The following is a 16,392-nucleotide window of genomic DNA, read 5'->3' on the forward strand; positions in this document are numbered from 1 at the left end:
CGCTTTACCCGCGCGCGACGCGGACGACGGCCTCGCGGTCTACCGACTCGGCCGCGGCGTACCCCGAGAGTTCGAGCGTCAGGTCGAACGCGGCTCGGAGGTTCCGAACCACGTCTCTCACGCCGTCCTCGCCCGCGAGCGTCAGGCCGGAGCAGTACGGCCTCCCCAGGAGCACCGCGTCCGCGCCGAGCGCGAGCGCCCGAAAGACGTCCGCGCCGGTTCGAATCCCGCTGTCGAACAGGACCGGCACCCTGTTGTCGACCGCCTCGGCGACCGGTTCGAGCGCGTCGAGCGCCGCGAGTTCGCCGTCGACCTGCCGGCCGCCGTGGTTCGAGACGACGACGCCGTCGGCTACGTCGGCCGCGCGCGCCGCGTCGTCGGGGTGCATGACTCCCTTGAGGTACAGCGGAAGGGCGGTCCGCTCGCGGAGCCACGCGACGTCGTCCCAGTCGAGGCTCGCGTCGCCGAGACACTCCGCGACGACCGCCGCAACCGCCTCGTCGTCGGGGTCGTCTCCCAGTCGCTCGCGGACGACCGGGTCAGACGCGTAGTTCGCGAGACCGTGGCCATGGTCGAACGGGACGTACTCCGAAGAGAGTTCGCGGGTCCGCCACCCCGTCACGGGCGTGTCGACCGTGAGGACGAGCGCGGAGTAGCCCGCCCGCTCGGCCCGGCGAACCATGCTCGCCGTCACCTCCCGGCCGGACCAGTACGCCTGGAACCACCGAACCGGGGTCTCGGTTCCCCCATCGGCTTCGGCGGCCGCGTCCTGTTCCCGCGCGACGGCTTCGAGCGACACCGAGGAGACGGTGCTCAGACAGAGCGCCGTTCCCGTCCGGCCGGCGGCGCGCGCAGTCGCCTCCTCGGCCTGGTCGTCGTACAGCGACTGCATCCCGATGGGGGCGAGGGCGACGGGGTGCGACAGGCGCTCGTCGCCGACGGTCACCCGGTGGTCGCGCGTCGAGGTGTCTCGCAGGACCCGCGGTCGGATTCGCCACCGGTCGAACGCGCGGCGGTTCTCCCGCACGCTCCCTTCGGTCTCGGCCCCGCCGACGAGGTACGCTCGCGGTCCCGGGTCGAGTGCGGCCGCCGCCCGCTCGGCCAGCGTCTCGGGGTCGAGCGGGACCGTCGACCCGCCCGCGAGGAGGTCGTCCTTTCGGCTGGTGCCGTCCATGCGGGGACCACTCTCCGCGGGGAAATAGTGGTTCGCGTCCCCGCGTTCTTCGACCGGCCCACTTTTCACCCCGGGGCGACTCCCAGAGGGCATGTCATCAGGGCACGGTGCATCCGGTCCCGACCCGTCCGACGTGCGGTTCGAGCACGTCCCGGAGACGGACCAGTCGTTCGAGAACGCCCTGGCGAAGGCGCGCGCCGGCGAGCGCCTCAGCGTCGACGACGGCGTCGAACTCCTCACGACGGGAACCGACAGCGAGGGAATCGACCCGGGTCGGAAGGAACTCGTCCTCGAAGCGGCGGACCGCCGCCGGGCCGACGTCGTCGGCGAGGACGTCACCTTCGTCGCCAACCTCAACAACAACGTCACGACCGCCTGCAACACCGGCTGTCTGTTCTGCAACTTCAAGGACACCGCCCACCGGTTCGAGACGGGCGGCGAGGAACACGGCGGTTTCACCAAACCGCCCGCCGAATCCCGCCGAATCGTCGAGGAGACGCTCGACTACGGCATCTCGGAGGTGTGTTCGGTGTCCGGACTCCACCCGGCGTTCGCCCTCGACGACGAGCACCACGAGATACTCGCGTCGTACGACCGCCCCGCACAGGAGGTCAACTACAAGCCACCGGAGCGGTACGAGGTCGACCCCGGTACCTACCTCGAACAGATAGACGCGATGAGCGTCGGCGGCGTCCACCTCCACTCGATGACGCCCGAGGAGGCCTATCACGCCAGGCGGGGGACCGACTGGTCGTACGAGTCGGTGTATCGCAAGTTGAGAGAAGCGGGGCTGGACTCCGCGCCCGGCACCGCGGCCGAGATTCTCGTCGACGAGGTGCGCGACGTCATCTGCCCCGGGAAAATCGACTCGGCGGGGTGGGTCGAGGCGATGGAGGGAGCGATGAACGCGGGGCTGGACGTCACCGCGACGATCATGTACGGCCACGTCGAGAACGAGCGACATCGCGTCATGCACCTCGACGTCGTTCGGGAGTTACAGGACCGCACGGGGGGTATCACCGAGTTCGTCCCGCTCTCGTTCGTCCACCAGAACACCCCGCTCTATCGACGGGGCGTCGTCGACGGCGGCGCCTCGGACGCCGAGGACGAACTCATGATCGCCGTTTCGAGACTCTTCCTCGACAACGTCGACAACGTCCAGTCGTCGTGGGTGAAGTACGGGAACGCGAAGGCGCTCAAACTCCTCAACTGCGGCGCGAACGACCTCATGGGGACCATCCTCTCCGAGGAGATCACGAAACGCGCCGGCGGCCAGTACGGCGAGTTCCGCTCCGTGGCCGACTACGTCGACATGGTCTCGGCCGTCGGCCGACCGCTGGTCGAGCGGTCGACCGACTACCGCCGTCGACACCGGATCGGCCCGGACGACCCGCCGTTCGGCCCCCATCTCGGTCCGCGGGCGGACGGGACGCCGATGCTGAGTCGCTCGCCCCCCAGCGTGACGGCTGACGACGACTAGTCGTCGTGGGCGGTGTGTCTCAGTCGTGGTTCGACAGCCACGAGACGGTCCACCGAGCGGCTGAGGCCGGAGTTCTCCGTCCGTACGACGGGATCTGAGACAGAAGAGATATGTCAATATGAACTGTGGTATAAGTGAAATGGACCTCGAAAGCCCCCCGTCGGGGCGCGTGCTCTCGGTCGTTCGACCCGACGATCCGAACGGGGTGGTCGACGCCCTCCGCGCGGGGTCGGCTTTCGAGACGTTCGCCATCTCGTCCGTGGCCGAACTGGTCGACGAACTCGACGACGACGGCCGAATCGACTGTGTCGTCTGCGAGTACGACGTGCCCGACGGAACCGGTGTCGACGTCCTGGAGCGGGTTCTCGAACGTCGACCCGCCGTTCCAGTCGTCCTGTTCGTCGAGGCGGCCGACGGACGCGTCCCGGTCGGTGCGGTCACGGACGGCTTCGCGTCCCGGGTCGTCGCCGACGGCTCGGACGCGGCGACCGAGGCGCTGTGCGACGCGGTCGGCACCGCCGTAGCCGACCGCCAGCGCTCTGTGACGCTCGGTCGCCTCCCGCCCCCTGGCTGGTCCGACGACCACTGGAAAGCGAGCGTCTTCGACCAGTTGTTCGAGAACTTTCCGCTACACGTCTTCGTGAAGGACAGGGAAGGCCGGATCACGCACGTCACCGACGGGCCCGTCGAGGAACGGTTGCACTCGTCCGGTGACGCGTTTCGTGGACGGAGAGACGTCGACGGCGTCGTCCCGTTCGGCGAGGCGCTCGACTCGTACATCGACGACCTGCGGGTCATAGACACGGGCGAAGCCGTCGTCGACGAGGAGGAGTTCTTCCCCTCGTCTGGTCGGTGGTTCCTCACCACGAAGATTCCGCTCCGCGACGGGGGCGGCGACGTCGTCGGACTGCTCGGCATCACCCGCGAGATAACAGAGCGCAAGGGGCGCGAACGACAGCTCACGGCGCTCACCCACCTGGTTCGGCACACGCTCCGAAACGAGGTGAACGTCGTCCACGGCTGGGCCGAACGCCTCCACAGTTCGGTCGACGGGGCGAACCGGTCGGCCGCCGCGCGGATCCTCCGCGCAGCGGAACGGCTGCAGTCGATGATCGACAGACAGCAGGAGATCGCCGACGTCGTCACCGACCCACCCGCTCCGACGACGGTCGACGCCGCGGCGGTCGCACAGCAGGTGCTGACCGCGGCGGCTGAGCGACATCCGAGCGCCAGGCTCGAGTCGGCACTGCCCGAGCGCGCCCCGGTCAGCGCCGTCGACAGTCTCGAACGAGCGCTCGGTGAACTGGTCCAGAACGCGGTCATACACAACAGCCGTGACGCCCCGCTCGTCGAGTTGAACGTCGAGCCCGACGGCGAGACGGTCCACATCCGCGTCGCCGACGACGGTCCCCCGATTCCGGAGATGGAGGTCGCGACGCTGACCGGCGAACGGGTCATCGACCCGCTCACCCACGGAACGGGACTCGGTCTCTGGATCGTCAACTGGGTCGTCAGACGGTCCAACGGGACGCTGTCGTTCACACGGAACGGCTCCCGGGGGAACGTCGTGACGGTGACGCTCCCGCGAGGCGGTGGCGGGTCGTGAGTCGTCACGGAATTCGACACGACTAACTGTCTCGATGACCTGCGTACTGCGTCGTATGCAACGCTACCGAACGAGCGACGAGCGGGAGGTGAGCGGGCGATGATGGCCCCGACACACGCCGTCGTCGGCCTGCTCGTCGCCGCGCCGGTCGCACTCGCCGCGCCCGACCTCGCGCCCTCGGTCGCCGTTGCGGCCGTCGCCGGCAGCCTCGTCCCCGACCTCGACATGGTCGTCGGCACCCACCGGCGGACGCTGCATTTTCCCGTTCTCGCGTGGCCGCCCGCGCTCGCAGCGGCGGCGCTGGCGCTCTGGACGCCGGTTCCGTGGCTCGTCGGTCTCGCCGTCTTCCTCGTCTGTGCCGCACTCCATCCCCTCTGTGACCTGCTCGGCGGGTCCTCGGAGCCACAGCCGTGGCTCGCACGGACCGACAGGGGCGTCTACTCGCACCGCCAGCGGCGGTGGGTCGCGCCGCGCCGCCTCGTCAGATACGACGGCTCGCCGGGCGACCTCGCGGTTGCCGCCGTCGCGGCCGTCCCGGTGCTCGTCGTCTTCGGCCCGCCGGTCGAGCCAGTCGTCGCGGGCGCGCTGGTCGTCGGACTCGGGTACGTCCTCGTGCGGAAGCGCGTCCCACAGCTCTCGGGACGGGTGCCGATTCCCGGCCCGCTCGCCGCCCTCCTCTGGGTCGTCGCGTTCGTCCGGTCGCGGTGAGCGGTCGGCGCGGAGGGCTGTGTGAGTCTTCGCTCAGTGGTCCGACTCGTGTGGGTTCAGTACCGTCCCGTAGTTCTCCGCGTGTTCGGTGTACTCGATGAACCGCGGCGCGTCGGGGTCGAACGGGCGCCGGAGCGACTCGAACGCTTGCTTCTTGTCCCACCCCTGGAGCTTCCCGACGGCGCTTCGGTCTTCGAGGTCGTGGTAGTCCAGGTCGTCCTCGGTGAGGTTCCACGCCTTCAGCCCCTGTTCCGTGCGAACGATGACGCTCGAATACTCGTCCGAGGAGCCCACGGAGCCGACCGTGAGGTCCGCGCAGTAGCCGGTGAAGTCCGCACACTCGTCACAGCCTTTCAGCGCCGCGCCGTGGAAGTTCTCGACGTCCTCCTCGACGAGCAGGTCGCCGTCGTGGTCGTACGCCATGAACTTCCCGTGGAGCACGTCGAGTTTCCCGATTTCGTCGGGAGCGATGCCTCGTTGTTCCTCCAACTGCTCCCCGATGAGGCGGTGGTAGTTGAAGTTCTTCGTACACATCAGCGCGATGGTGTACTCGACGGCGCGGACGCCCGTTTCCTGAGCGCCGTACTCCCAGTCGAAGTCCTGCAGCGCCCGGATGCCCTCGATTTCGCAGGGCGTGCCGACGAGCGCGAGCGAGAGGTCCTCGGGGTCACCGTCGATGTCTGCCACGAGGTCCGAAACGTCGAGCGCGCCGAGCGCCATCGTCTGGTTGTAGAAGCTTCCCGCGTTCTCGACGAGTTCCTCCGGCGTGGTCGCGAGGAACGGCTCTGCCTTCCACGGTTCCGTCGCCGATTCGGTGGCGACGAGCGCCCCGTCTATCTCGCCCGCCTCCAGCAGGTGGATGAGCACCGACGTGACGAGGCCGCCGTCCTGTGCGTTCTCGCGCCACGGCTCCTCGACTCTGGCGGAGAACTCCGTGATGGGGTCGCCCGCGCCCTTCACGTTGTCCTCGCCGCCGGTTATCTTCCACTGGCGCTCGTACCGGAGGCCGCCGCGGGGACAGAAGTCCCAGCAGAGCGAACAGCCGGTGCACATCTTCACCAACTCCGGGAGGCCGTCGTCGCCGATACCGATGGAGTCGGAGGGACAGGCGGCGACGCAGGTCCCACACTGGATACACCGCCCCTCGTCGATGACCGCCGCGTCGAGTTCCATGAACCACGTCTTCTCGTCGGGTTCGGCGATAGCGTTCATCTCGCTCCGAATCCGATAGGAGGGCGTGTCGAGGTCCTCGGGGGCGACGCCGTCGGGGAGTTGGACGCGGCGGTCGGCCGGTTCGTCGTACACGTCCTGGCTCGCTGCCTCCCGGGGAGGGGTAAAGGAGAGGTCCGTGAGGTTCCCCTCGCTGTCGACGTTCTCCGGGCGGGACCCACCGTCGGTCGCGGCCCGTCCCGTCGAGTCACACCCGCACGACTCGCCACAGGCACACCCGATATCGGACTCGTCCGCCGACGTCTCGGGTGGTCGCTGTCGCCCTCGCCGTCGTCGGAACCGGATGGGTTTCCAGCCGTCGCCGGTGACCGCATTGGGGTTCTGCACCTGCGGGTCGCTTCCGCCGCCGTCGGGGACGCGGGGGAACCGGACCGGGTCCTCGTCCTCCTGTCCGGTCTCGTCTTCGACGAGTTCGGGCGCGACGTCGGCCGGGGCGTTCGTCGACCGTCGGGAGGGGTCAGTCATCGGCAGCGACACCCCCCGACACGTCGGCGTCCGCTTGCCGCATCACCGACCGAAGCCGGTCGTTGTCGACCCGACGACACCACTCGTAGAAGCGCTCGTCCTCGCGGCGCTCGGTCGCGAAGGCGTCGAACAGCGCCTCCAGCGCCGGCACGACGGCCTCGGCCGGGACCGCCGCCTCGACCCAGTCGAGGAACTCGTTGTCGCTCCCGAGCGACCCGCCCAGACCGAAGTCCATCCCTTCGACGACCGCGTCCCCCTCCTCGTTCGTCGTGCGCTCGGGGTCGTCGAGCTTCACCGTCTCGCCTCGGAAGCCGATGTCGGCGATCTGCGGCTGGGCGCAGGAGGCCGAACAGCCGGACATGTGCATCCGCACCACTTCGAGGTCGTCCGGCGTGTCGATGCGGCGGTCGAGCGCCTTCGCCCACCGCCGGACCCGCTGTTTGGTCTCGATGATGCCGTAGCTACAGAACTCCGAGCCGGTACACCCGACCGCGCCTCGCGAGAACGGCCCGGGGTCGGGACGGTACTTCCTGGCGAACGGTTCGCTCAGGAGGTCGTCGAGGTTCTCCTCGGGGACGTGCGTGACGAGGAAGTTCTGGTCGGTCGCCAGTCGAACCGAGGCGTCGTCGGTACCGTGTCGCTCGGCGGCGCGGGCGGCCTGGACGAACTCCTCGCCGCCCATCCGCCCCGCGATGACGTTGAAGCCGACGTAGTACAGGCCCTCCCGTTTCTGCTCGTGGACGCCGACGTGGTCGCCGCGATACCCCCGGTGAGGTCGGTTCCCCGAGTGGGGAGGTCGACGGCGCAGCGGTCGCGGACCGCCGCCTCGAACCGCTCGGGACCGAGTTGCTGGACGAGATAGCGCATCCGACACACGCCACGGTTCTCGCGGTTACCGAGTTCCTTGAACGTCTGCGCGACGGCGCGCGTGAACTCGACTGCATCCCCCGGCGGAACGAACACATCGAGGTCGGAGGCCATCCGCGGCCCGTCCGAGAGGCCGCCGCCGACGCGGACGTGGAAGCCGTACTGGTCCGCTCCGCCGACGACTTTCCGCGCGGGCGTCAGGCCGACGTCGTTGATCTGTGACTGCGCGCAGTCCTCCCGACAGCCCGTGACCGTCATCTTGAACTTCCGCGGGAGGTTCGCGTACTCCCGGTTCTCGGTGAAGAAGTCCGAGACGGCGTCGACGACGGGCTGAGCGTCGAAGCACTCGTGGTCGTCGAGTCCCGCGGCGGGACAGCCGAGGACGTTGCGTGCGGAGTCGCCACAGCCCTGAATCGTCGTGAGTCCGACCTCGTCGTACCGGTCCCAGATGTCTGGGACGTCTTCGACCTCGATCCAGTGCATCTGAACGTCCTGTCGGGTCGTGATGTCGAGGAAGGCGTCGCCCCACACGGGGTTCTGCTCCGCGCCGCCGTGTTCGTCGGGCGCGGTGGCGTAGTCGCGCGCGACTTCGCCGACGACCCGGGCCTGCTCCGGCGTGAGGAACCCGCCGGGGACCTTCGTCCGCATCATGAAGTAGCCCCGCTGGCGGCCGTGGCTGTACATGCCGGCCCACTTGAGCCGCTCCCACTCGCCGTCGCCCGCCCGCTCTTCTATCTCGTCGAAGGTCAGCCCCTCCGCAGCGTACTCGTAGAGGTCCTCGACGACGTCGAGCGGGTGTTTCTCCTGCTTCCACCGTTCGACGGTGTTCACGCGACCCACCTCCGGATTCGCGTCCGACGACCAACGTGTGTACTGTTACCATTGTCCACTCCCATGCCCGCCGCATCGTGGCCCAGGCGTATGCCCGTCCCCGTAGGAGCCACATCTGCCACTGCTCCGGAGTCGGGACGCTGTCGGGCCGCTGTCTACGACGGACCGTCACACCGAACCCGGACGCGATACGTGCTCACACACCGCAAGACACGGGCTGTGCGTCGCTGTGTGCGACCGAGACCCAGGTAACAATCACCGGTTTATCGTCGAGTCTCGTCACGCCCGCGTGACGCTCGCGTCGGAGAGACACGCCCGGTACCGCGCGCCGGCATCGGTGTCGGCGGCGATGGCGGCGCGGACGCGGTCGGAGACCCACTCCTCGCCCAGGTACCGCTCGTACACCGGGAGGCGCTCGTGGAGGGGGACGCCCGCCTCGCTCGCGAGGTCCTCTAGCTCCCGGAGCGCGGGCCAGGCGTAGTCGGGGTTGATGTAGTCGTCCGTCACGGGCGAGACGCCGCCGAGGTCGTCGACGCCGCAGTCGAGGAGCGAGGAGGTGGGCGAGAGGTTCGGCGGCACCTGCACCGACACCTCCTCGGGGAGGGCGACGCGCGCCATGGCGACGACGCGGCGCATCGTCTCGACCGAGGGTCGTTCGAACGACGAGCGCTCGTTCGGGACGACGTTCTGGACGATGACCTCCTGGACGTGGCCGTACCGCTCGTGTAGGCCTCGAATCGCCAGGAGCGACTCGGCGCGGTCGCGCCACGTCTCGCCGATACCGACCAGGAGTCCGGTGGTGAACGGCACCCCCGTCTCGCCCGCGGCGCGGATGGTGTTGAGCCGCTGGCCGGGCGTCTTCTTCCGCCCGCCGGAGTGTGCGGCCACGTCGGCGGTCGTCTCCAGCATGACGCCCATCGAGGCGTTCACCTCTCTCAGACGAGCGAACTCCGACTCGACGAGGTCGCCGGGGTTCGAGTGCGGCAGCAAGCCCACGTCGAGTGCGAGTTCGCACATCTCGTACAGGTAGTCGACGATGGAGTCGTGGCCCCACTCGGCCAGTTGGTCGTGAATCGCCTCGTAGCGAGCGTCGGGCTTGTCGCCGAACGTGAACAGCGCCTCCGTACACCCGGCGTCGGCGCCCATCCGCAGCATCTCTTCGACCTCCTCGGGCGACATGAGCGACGCCTGCCCGGGGACGTCGTAGTACGTGCAGTACGTGCAGGTGTACCGGCAGGCGGTCGTCAGCGGGAGGAAGACGTTTCGCGAGAAGGTGAGCGCGGGGGCAGGGTCGACGTCGGCGGGCGTCGCCGCGAGCAGTCGGTCGACCGCCCGCTCGTCGACCGTGAGTTCGACGCCGTACTCCTCGGCCCCGGGGAACATATCCGCCCTCCGACGCGGAGGGACAAAAGCGAACGGGTCGACGCCGACCCGGCTCACCCGGCCGCACTGAAACGCCGCGGTCACGACGCCCTCGTCGGACGGGAAAACGGTGAAGAACGCACCGGTCGAACACCACTCACATCATGTACTCTCACATCGTCGTCGCCGTCGACGGGAGCGAGCAAGCCACCCGGGCGGCCCGGTACGGGCTGGACGTCGCCCGACTGTTCGACGCACGCGTCGACGTCGTCCACGTCGTCGGCCGGAGGGCGCTTCGACTCACGTCGACGGCCGACGAGAAAGACCGGCTCCGGTCGCGCGGCGAGGCCGTCCTCGCGGAGGTCGAAAAGCTCGCATCGGAGCGTGGGCTCCCGGTCGGAACGGAACTCAGGGAGGGTTCGCCCGCGGCGCAGGTGGCTGAGTTCGCCGCCGAGCGCGACGCCGACCTGCTCGTCGTCGGCCGCCAGGGTGCGACCGGACTCGGGAAGCGGCTCCTCGGGGTGTCACGGAGCACCTCCTCCACCGGACCGACGTCCCCGTGCTCGTCGTGCCGGACGAGCGGCCGCTGGACGTGACCGAGTCCGACCGCGTCCTCGTCCCGACCGACGGGAGCGAGAACGCCGAGGCCGCCGCGCCCCACGGAGCGGCACTCGCCGGACGCGTCGACGCGGCGCTCTGCGTCCTGAACGTCGTCGACCTCCAGGCCGCGGGCGGGCTGTTCGCCGCCGGCGGGCTCGACGAGGAGTTCGTCGCTCGCCTCGAACGGCGGGGCCACGAGGCGGTGGACCGACTCGCCGACGACGTTCGGGAGTCCGACCCCGACCTGACCGTCGAAACCGACGTCGTCACGACGACGGAGTTCGACGGGGTCGCCCGCGGTATCCACGGATACGTCGAGGAGGAGGGAGCCGACCTCGTCGTCATGGGGTCGCACGGACGGTCGAATCTCCGGCGACAACTCCTCGGGAGCGTCGCGTCGACGGTGCTGCGGACGGTGGACGTACCGGTGCTCGTGGTTCCGCGAGGCTCGACGGACGGCTCGGCGTAATCGCCGAGTGGACTCCGGACTCGGCCGACCGCCCCAAGACATACCCCGTTCCGTTCGGTCGTCGTCGTATGCGCCGCCGCCCGGCCCTCGCGGTCCTCGCAACCCTCGTCGGCGCCGTCTCCGGGTGCGGCACGCGCCTCCCGCCGTCCGCACGGACGCCCGCCTCGGTGGCGTCGACCGGCACACCGACGCTCGACGAATCACCACCCCTCGACGAACTCCCGTGTCCCCCCGCCGACGTGAACCCCGAGACGGCGGTCTGTCCGGGCGAGCGCGACGACGCGTCCGTCGCCGTCCGCACCAACCGCCCGAGCGTCGCTCTCGACGACGCCGGGAGCGTTCGGTTCGTCCTCGAAAACGGGACCGGCGACGGACTCCGATTCAATCCGAACAACCCCGACGTCTACCGGTTCACGGGGGAGCGGTACGAACTCGTCGAGCGACGGTCGAGCGGGAGCGGGGTCACGACGGTGCCGCCGAACGGAACGTACAGCTGGCGACTGGCCGACCTGCCGCAGTTCGACCGCCTCTCGGTGGGGACGTTCCTGTTCGCCGTCTCCGTCCCGACGGCGGGAACGATGGGCGCCGACTGGGTGACGTGTCTCGCGCCGTTTCGCCTCACCGACGGGCGAGGGTGACGCGGCCCTCCGCTTCGCTGACGGCGAGTTCGAACCGCGAGGTGAGCCAGTCTCGCGTCCGCTCGCCGCCGTGGACGAACGCCTCGACGAGGTCCGCGGGTTCGTCGACGTCGGTCGCGAGTCTGAACGAGTCGACGGTCCCGACCGTCCCGACGTCGGCGGCGGCGCGCCGGTGGTCCAGGTAGGACGCCCCGTGGAAGTCGGTCCGAAACGCGGGCGTGCGGACGACGAGGGCGTTCGTCCCGAGGCCGCGGCCGGGGACGAGGACGACGTCTTCGTCGGGCTGGACGAGGCGAGAGAGCGCGTCGGGGGTGGCGAGCGCGAGGTCGGCCATCACCACGACGAGCGGCTCGCTCGCTCCGGCCTCGCCTTCGCCGACCGTCTCGGCGATGGCGTCGTCGACGACCGAGTCGAGCGAGCGGTCGTCGACCCGGACCGTCACCGACGGATCGGAGTCGGAACTGTCGACGTCGCGTTCGAGGGGAGGGTCGAGCGGGGCCGTCGAGACCACGTCCACCGCGACGTCGACGCCCGCCACCGCGTCCGCCCTCGACAGACCGACGACGGCGTCGAGCACGTCACGGAGCATACACCGGGCGAATTCGCGGCGCTCGGTGGCGTCCAGAACGGGAGCGAGTCGGGTCTTCGGGTCCGTCGCGTCGAAGGGGACGACGACGCGCATCCCGGTCACCCGAGCGGGTCGTGGCTGTCCTGCTGTGAGCGCCAGTAGAGGAACCCGCCCACGAGGAGGGCGACCACGACGAGGCCAGCGACCGCGTACAGCACGAGGGTGAACGTCTGCTGCGACTGCTGGGCGGACTGCGCCTGCGACTGTGCCTCGTTCGCGAGTTCGGTGGCCAGGTCGAAGTTCTCCGACTCGTAGGCGTTCACGGCCTGGTTGAACGTGTTCTCGGCCTCGCCGGGGTTCGCGCCGTTCTCTCGGGCGGCGTCGATGGCGGCCTGCGCGTCGTCGAGGGCGTTGCGCGCCCGGTCGCTCCCGGACGTGAAGTGGTGGGCCTCCCAGGTGTCGAGGGCGTTCGTGTTGCCGCCCTCGCGCGCCTGCGTCAGCGACGCGACCACGAACGTCTGTTCGGGGTCGTACGAGTACGATTCGACGGGCGGGGCCGTCCCGGTCACGCGGATACGGACCTCCGCGGTGCCGTCGGACGCCGAAATCTGCGAGGAGGAGAAGTTCTGTCCGTCGAACTCCTCGCGGCCGACCGTCGCGCCGGTCTGGTCGACGTAGGAGAGAGACCACGTGACGTCGCGGAGTTCGGTCTCGCCGCGCAGCTGCCACTGTTCGAGGGTCGGGTTCTGATACAACTCGGTCAGCGTAAACGTCGCTTCGACCTGCGAGCCGACGGCTGTTTCTTCCGGAACGTCCGCGTTCCCGACACTGAGCGCGGCGACGGGTGCGGCGACCGAAAGCAGGACCAACAGGGCGAGGAGGAGGCTAGAAAAGCGACTCCAGTTCGTCTTCGTCATCGTTCACCAGACCTTCGAGCTTCGCATCACTCTCCTCTCGGATTTCGGCAAGATTGTCTTGTGCTTCGATGGCGACCTGCTGAAGCTCCTTGATACGGGGGACGTTCGTCACGCCCGAGAGGAGGATGACGGCCGCGACCTGCCGCGAGTTGCTGATGGGGTAGTCGCCGCCGCGGACCTCCATCGAGCCGGTCTGCTCCTCGATCCACTTCCGCCCGCGCTCGATACCTTTCCGGTTGAGGTGTTCCGGCGGCCCCGCCAGCACCAGGAGTGCCCGCTCGGAGCCTTCGATTTCACAGGGGAGGGTGAGCCGACCGAGCGCCGCCTTTCGAACGAGAGACGTGATTCGGTTGGTGGTGTGTGCGCTGTCGAGGCCGTCGTCACCGTCGTCGCCGCTGCCGGTGAGCCGCGAGAGGAGCCCGCCCGACTTCCCCTTCGGCTCGACCTCCTCGGAGGCGTACCCGACGGTGGAGACCCCGCCGCCGGCGAGCGTGTTGATGATCTCCGAGGAGTCGACGACGCTCTCGGCGACCTCCTGGCCGGCTTCGACCTCACCGGCGCCGAACAGGACGCCGAAGCGCGTGACTATCTCCCGGTTGATCTGGTCGTAGCCGCCCTGCACGGACTCGCCGGTCTTGCGCCAGGCGTCGTTGTCGAAGACGAGGAGGTTGTCCACTTCCCGGACGAACGTCTGGAACGACCGCGCGGCGTTGAGGGTGTAGATGCCGCCCTCGTCGCTGCCGGGGAGGATTCCCAGCCCGTAGACGGGCTCCGTGTAGATGCGCTTGAGGTGCTTCGCCAGCACGGGCGCGCCGCCGGACCCGGTCCCCCCACCGAGGCCGGCGACGACGAGGAAGGCGTCGACCTCGTGGACGGGGATCGAGTCGATGGCACCCTGTACCTCGTCGACGTCCTCCTCGGCGATCTCGGCACCGAGTTCGTTGTCCGCGCCGACGCCGTGTCCCTTCACCCTGGACTGGCCGATGAGGACGCGCTGGTCCTGCGGGATGTTCTCGAGGCCGAGGAGGTCCGCCTTCGCCGTGTTCACCGCCACCGCGGCGCGGACGATGTTCGAGTCGTTCTTCCGGTCGTACTCGAGGAACTTGTCGACGACTTTGCCACCCGCCTGGCCGAAACCGATCATCGCGAGTTTCATCTGTGCTGTTCCCTCGTCATTGGGTAGAAACCAACACGAATTACCTCATAAGCCTTGTGACTATCAGAACATTGATTATTCATGGAATAACCAAGAGACGGCGAAGGAAGGCGGGAATGTCAGACCGATGTATGCCACTCGTCTGACGACTGATGTTCTCAGCCTCGATAACCAGCGCACGCGCGCGTAGAGTCGATTGCGACGCTCGTGCTTACTCCGTCGGGGCGTCCGTGTCCGCGACGCCCGTCCTTCCCCTACCCCGCCAGGTACGCTTCGAGACTCGTGAGGTCCGACGCGCTCAGCCCGAACGCGCCGATCGCGTTGTCGTCGGTCGTGTTGTCGAACTTGAGCGAGCGGTACTGGTCGGCACCCATCGGCGCGCCGGGGACCTTCCCCAGGATGCTGAGGCCGACGCCCGCCAGTCCCATGGGGACGGGGACGACGGTCACCGAACGACCGGCCGCGCCGTGGGCGAGTTTCGCCACCTCCGCGAGCGTCAGTTTGTCCGGCCCGCCGACTTCGTAGGTCTGCCCGACGTGTTCGTCCCCCTCGCAGGCGTCGGCGAGCATGGGGGCCAGATCACCGACCCAGATGGGCTGAAAGCGCGTCTTGCCCCCGCCGGGCAGCGGCGTCAGATAGGGCGGAGCGAGTTTCTTCGTGAAGGGGACGAACTCACCGCCGTCACCGAACACGACCGAGGGGCGGAAGACGACCCAGTCGAGCGAGGAGTTCTTCACGATTTCCTCGGCTTTGCCCTTCGCGCGGATGTACGCCGTTTCCCCCTGGGGGTCGGCCCCGAGGGCGCTCATCTGCACTAACCGCGAAACGCCGTGTTCCTCGCAGGCGCGGACGACGTTCTCGGTCCCCTGTCGGTGGACCGTGTCGTGCATCTCGTCGCCGCCGCTGGGTTTGAACAGCGGCGAGAGCGCGACGAGGTTGACGACGACGTCCATCCCCTCGAACGCCTCCTGAATCGAATCGTACGCGGTGACGTTCCCCATCGCCTTCGACACGCCCCTCGGGAGTTCGTCGTTGCCAGGGCTCCGCGAGAGCGCCGTGACGCTGTGTCCTCGCTCCTTGAGTTCACGACACAGGTGGCTGCCGATGAAGCCGCTTCCGCCGGCGACAAGGACTTTCATACAGTCTCCTGCGGCGGTACCGACGTAAAGCTGTCGCGAGAGGACCACTTCCGTGTCCCGGTTTTGCGGCTTTCGGAGGGGTCTTGGACGTCACTGGAGAGAGAGCCGTCCGCGCCGCACCGACAGGGTTATTCGTCGCCCCGGCGCGCCTCACGCCATGCTCGTCACGCTGGAGGGACTCGACGGGAGCGGCAAGACGACGGCGTCCGAGCGGCTCCGCGACGAGTTCCCCGAGGCGACGTTCACCCGCGAGCCGACCGAGTCGTGGTACGGCGAGAGCGTTCTTCGATCGATCCGCGACGACGACGCCGACCCGCTCGCCGAACTCTTCCTCTTCACCGCGGACCACGCCGACCACCTCTCCCGCCTGATTCGCCCGGCGCTCCGAGCGGGGAGTCTCGTCGTCTCGGACCGCTTCGCCGACTCGCGGTACGCCTATCAGGCCGCCACGCTCGCCACCTACGACCCGCTCGCCGTCGACGACCCGCTCGACTACGTCCGCGAGGTTCACGCACCCTTCACCCGGGAACCGGACTGTACCGTCTACCTCGACGTCGACCCCGAGACCGCTGCCGAACGGGCGGGCGCGACGAACAAACTCGAACGCGTCGACTACCTCCGGCGCGTGCGAGAGAACTACGAACGGCTCGTCCGGGAAGGAGGCGAGCGGTTCGTCCGCGTCGACGCCTCCCGACCCGAGGAGCGGGTCGCGGCCGACGTCGTGAGCGCGGTCGAGACGGCGGTCGGGACGTTCGACTCTGTCAACGAGTAGTTCGACCCGGCTCAGGTCGTCTTCGGCAGTTCGATCTCCTCGGGCGGTGGCACGTACAGCACGTCGATGGTGAACCCGAGGACGAGCGGCATGCCGATCCACAGCCCCAAGAGCACCGAAACCCCGAGGTTCCCCGGGATGACCGCCCCGAACAGCATCGTGGTGACGAACAGCACGACCGGGATGAGAAGCAGCGCGTAGATGACCGATCCGGCCCGCGTCTTCAGGCGGATGCGGAAGAAGCGCGTCATCACCGCGGCGATGAGGGTGTTGACGACGAGGACGGCACCCAGGAGTACGAGGGTCACGACCGAGACCATATTCGAGGTAGGGAGGCAGCGACCTTTGACCTGTCGGAGTCGGCGGTCGGCGGCAGGCCACGAGGGTGAGCGCGCCGGGCGCAGACCGGG

13 protein-coding genes and 2 pseudogenes are annotated in these 16,392 nt (G+C 68.8%); 6 read left to right on the forward strand and 9 right to left on the reverse strand.

What is annotated here, in order from left to right; genetic code table 11:
• Positions 1–4: 4 nt before the first annotated feature.
• Complete coding sequence (locus C2R22_RS17205; protein WP_162562552.1) at positions 5–1,174, reverse strand: alpha-hydroxy-acid oxidizing protein; 1,170 nt, start codon at positions 1,172–1,174, stop codon at positions 5–7.
• A gap of 91 nt (positions 1,175–1,265) precedes the next feature.
• Here C2R22_RS17205 and cofH point away from each other — a divergent pair, with 91 nt between their 5' ends.
• The 3 genes from cofH (at position 1,266) to C2R22_RS17220 (ending at position 4,968) form a co-directional block, all read left to right on the forward strand.
• The gene (gene cofH, locus C2R22_RS17210) at positions 1,266–2,654 is read left to right on the forward strand and encodes a 7,8-didemethyl-8-hydroxy-5-deazariboflavin synthase subunit CofH (protein WP_103426858.1); all 1,389 of its coding nucleotides are present in this window, start codon (positions 1,266–1,268) and stop codon (positions 2,652–2,654) included.
• 139 nt (positions 2,655–2,793) lie between these two features.
• A complete protein-coding gene (locus C2R22_RS17215; RefSeq protein ID WP_162562553.1) occupies positions 2,794–4,260 on the forward strand; it encodes a sensor histidine kinase in 1,467 nt (488 codons plus the stop codon).
• Positions 4,261–4,359: 99 nt separating this feature from the next.
• Positions 4,360–4,968 carry a hypothetical protein gene (locus tag C2R22_RS17220; protein WP_103426860.1) on the forward strand — a complete coding sequence of 203 codons (609 nt, stop codon included), beginning with the start codon at positions 4,360–4,362 and terminating at the stop codon, positions 4,966–4,968.
• Between the two features lie 33 nt (positions 4,969–5,001).
• Here the strand turns inward: C2R22_RS17220 and C2R22_RS17225 are convergent, their stop codons facing one another.
• The 3 genes and pseudogenes from C2R22_RS17225 to cofG all read right to left on the reverse strand — a co-directional run bounded on the left by C2R22_RS17225 (position 5,002) and on the right by cofG (position 9,744).
• Complete coding sequence (locus C2R22_RS17225) at positions 5,002–6,663, reverse strand: Coenzyme F420 hydrogenase/dehydrogenase, beta subunit C-terminal domain (protein WP_103426861.1); 1,662 nt, start codon at positions 6,661–6,663, stop codon at positions 5,002–5,004.
• Positions 6,656–8,361 (reverse strand): annotated as a pseudogene (locus tag C2R22_RS27550) (nitrite/sulfite reductase). The gene C2R22_RS17225 and the pseudogene C2R22_RS27550 overlap by 8 nt, the downstream one beginning before the upstream one ends.
• A gap of 279 nt (positions 8,362–8,640) precedes the next feature.
• Positions 8,641–9,744 (reverse strand): 7,8-didemethyl-8-hydroxy-5-deazariboflavin synthase subunit CofG, encoded by a 1,104-nt coding sequence (gene cofG / locus C2R22_RS17235; RefSeq protein ID WP_103426862.1) that lies wholly within the window; start codon positions 9,742–9,744, stop codon positions 8,641–8,643.
• A gap of 143 nt (positions 9,745–9,887) precedes the next feature.
• On the opposite strand from cofG, the pseudogene C2R22_RS27555 reads away from it, so the two are divergent.
• Both C2R22_RS27555 and C2R22_RS17245 read left to right on the forward strand, forming a co-directional pair.
• Positions 9,888–10,792, forward strand: a pseudogene (locus tag C2R22_RS27555) (universal stress protein).
• Positions 10,793–10,860: 68 nt separating this feature from the next.
• Positions 10,861–11,430, forward strand: coding sequence for a hypothetical protein (locus C2R22_RS17245; protein ID WP_103426863.1), 570 nt, complete (start codon positions 10,861–10,863; stop codon positions 11,428–11,430).
• On the opposite strand, the gene cofC is transcribed toward C2R22_RS17245, so the two are convergent.
• The 4 genes from cofC to C2R22_RS17265 all read right to left on the reverse strand — a co-directional run bounded on the left by cofC (position 11,411) and on the right by C2R22_RS17265 (position 15,210).
• Positions 11,411–12,112: a 2-phospho-L-lactate guanylyltransferase gene (gene cofC / locus C2R22_RS17250; RefSeq protein WP_103427728.1), complete on the reverse strand. Its 702-nt coding sequence runs from the start codon at positions 12,110–12,112 to the stop codon at positions 11,411–11,413. The genes C2R22_RS17245 and cofC overlap by 20 nt on opposite strands.
• 5 nt (positions 12,113–12,117) lie before the next feature.
• Positions 12,118–12,915: a hypothetical protein gene (locus C2R22_RS17255; RefSeq protein ID WP_103426864.1), complete on the reverse strand. Its 798-nt coding sequence runs from the start codon at positions 12,913–12,915 to the stop codon at positions 12,118–12,120.
• A complete protein-coding gene (locus C2R22_RS17260) occupies positions 12,884–14,071 on the reverse strand; it encodes a tubulin/FtsZ family protein (protein ID WP_173862809.1) in 1,188 nt (395 codons plus the stop codon). The genes C2R22_RS17255 and C2R22_RS17260 overlap by 32 nt, the downstream gene beginning before the upstream one ends.
• A 254-nt stretch (positions 14,072–14,325) precedes the next feature.
• On the reverse strand, positions 14,326–15,210 hold the full coding sequence (locus C2R22_RS17265; RefSeq protein ID WP_103426865.1) for a complex I NDUFA9 subunit family protein: 885 nt from the start codon (positions 15,208–15,210) through the stop codon (positions 14,326–14,328).
• Between the two features lie 157 nt (positions 15,211–15,367).
• Here C2R22_RS17265 and tmk point away from each other — a divergent pair, with 157 nt between their 5' ends.
• Positions 15,368–15,982 (forward strand): dTMP kinase, encoded by a 615-nt coding sequence (gene tmk / locus C2R22_RS17270; protein ID WP_103426866.1) that lies wholly within the window; start codon positions 15,368–15,370, stop codon positions 15,980–15,982.
• Positions 15,983–15,993: 11 nt separating this feature from the next.
• Here tmk and C2R22_RS17275 read toward each other — a convergent pair whose 3' ends face one another.
• Entirely contained in the window at positions 15,994–16,302 is a 309-nt protein-coding gene (locus C2R22_RS17275; protein WP_103426867.1) for a hypothetical protein, read from the reverse strand.
• Positions 16,303–16,392 lie beyond the last annotated feature (90 nt).

This window comes from Salinigranum rubrum (assembly GCF_002906575.1).
In the GTDB taxonomy this organism is placed as follows: domain Archaea; phylum Halobacteriota; class Halobacteria; order Halobacteriales; family Haloferacaceae; genus Salinigranum; species Salinigranum rubrum.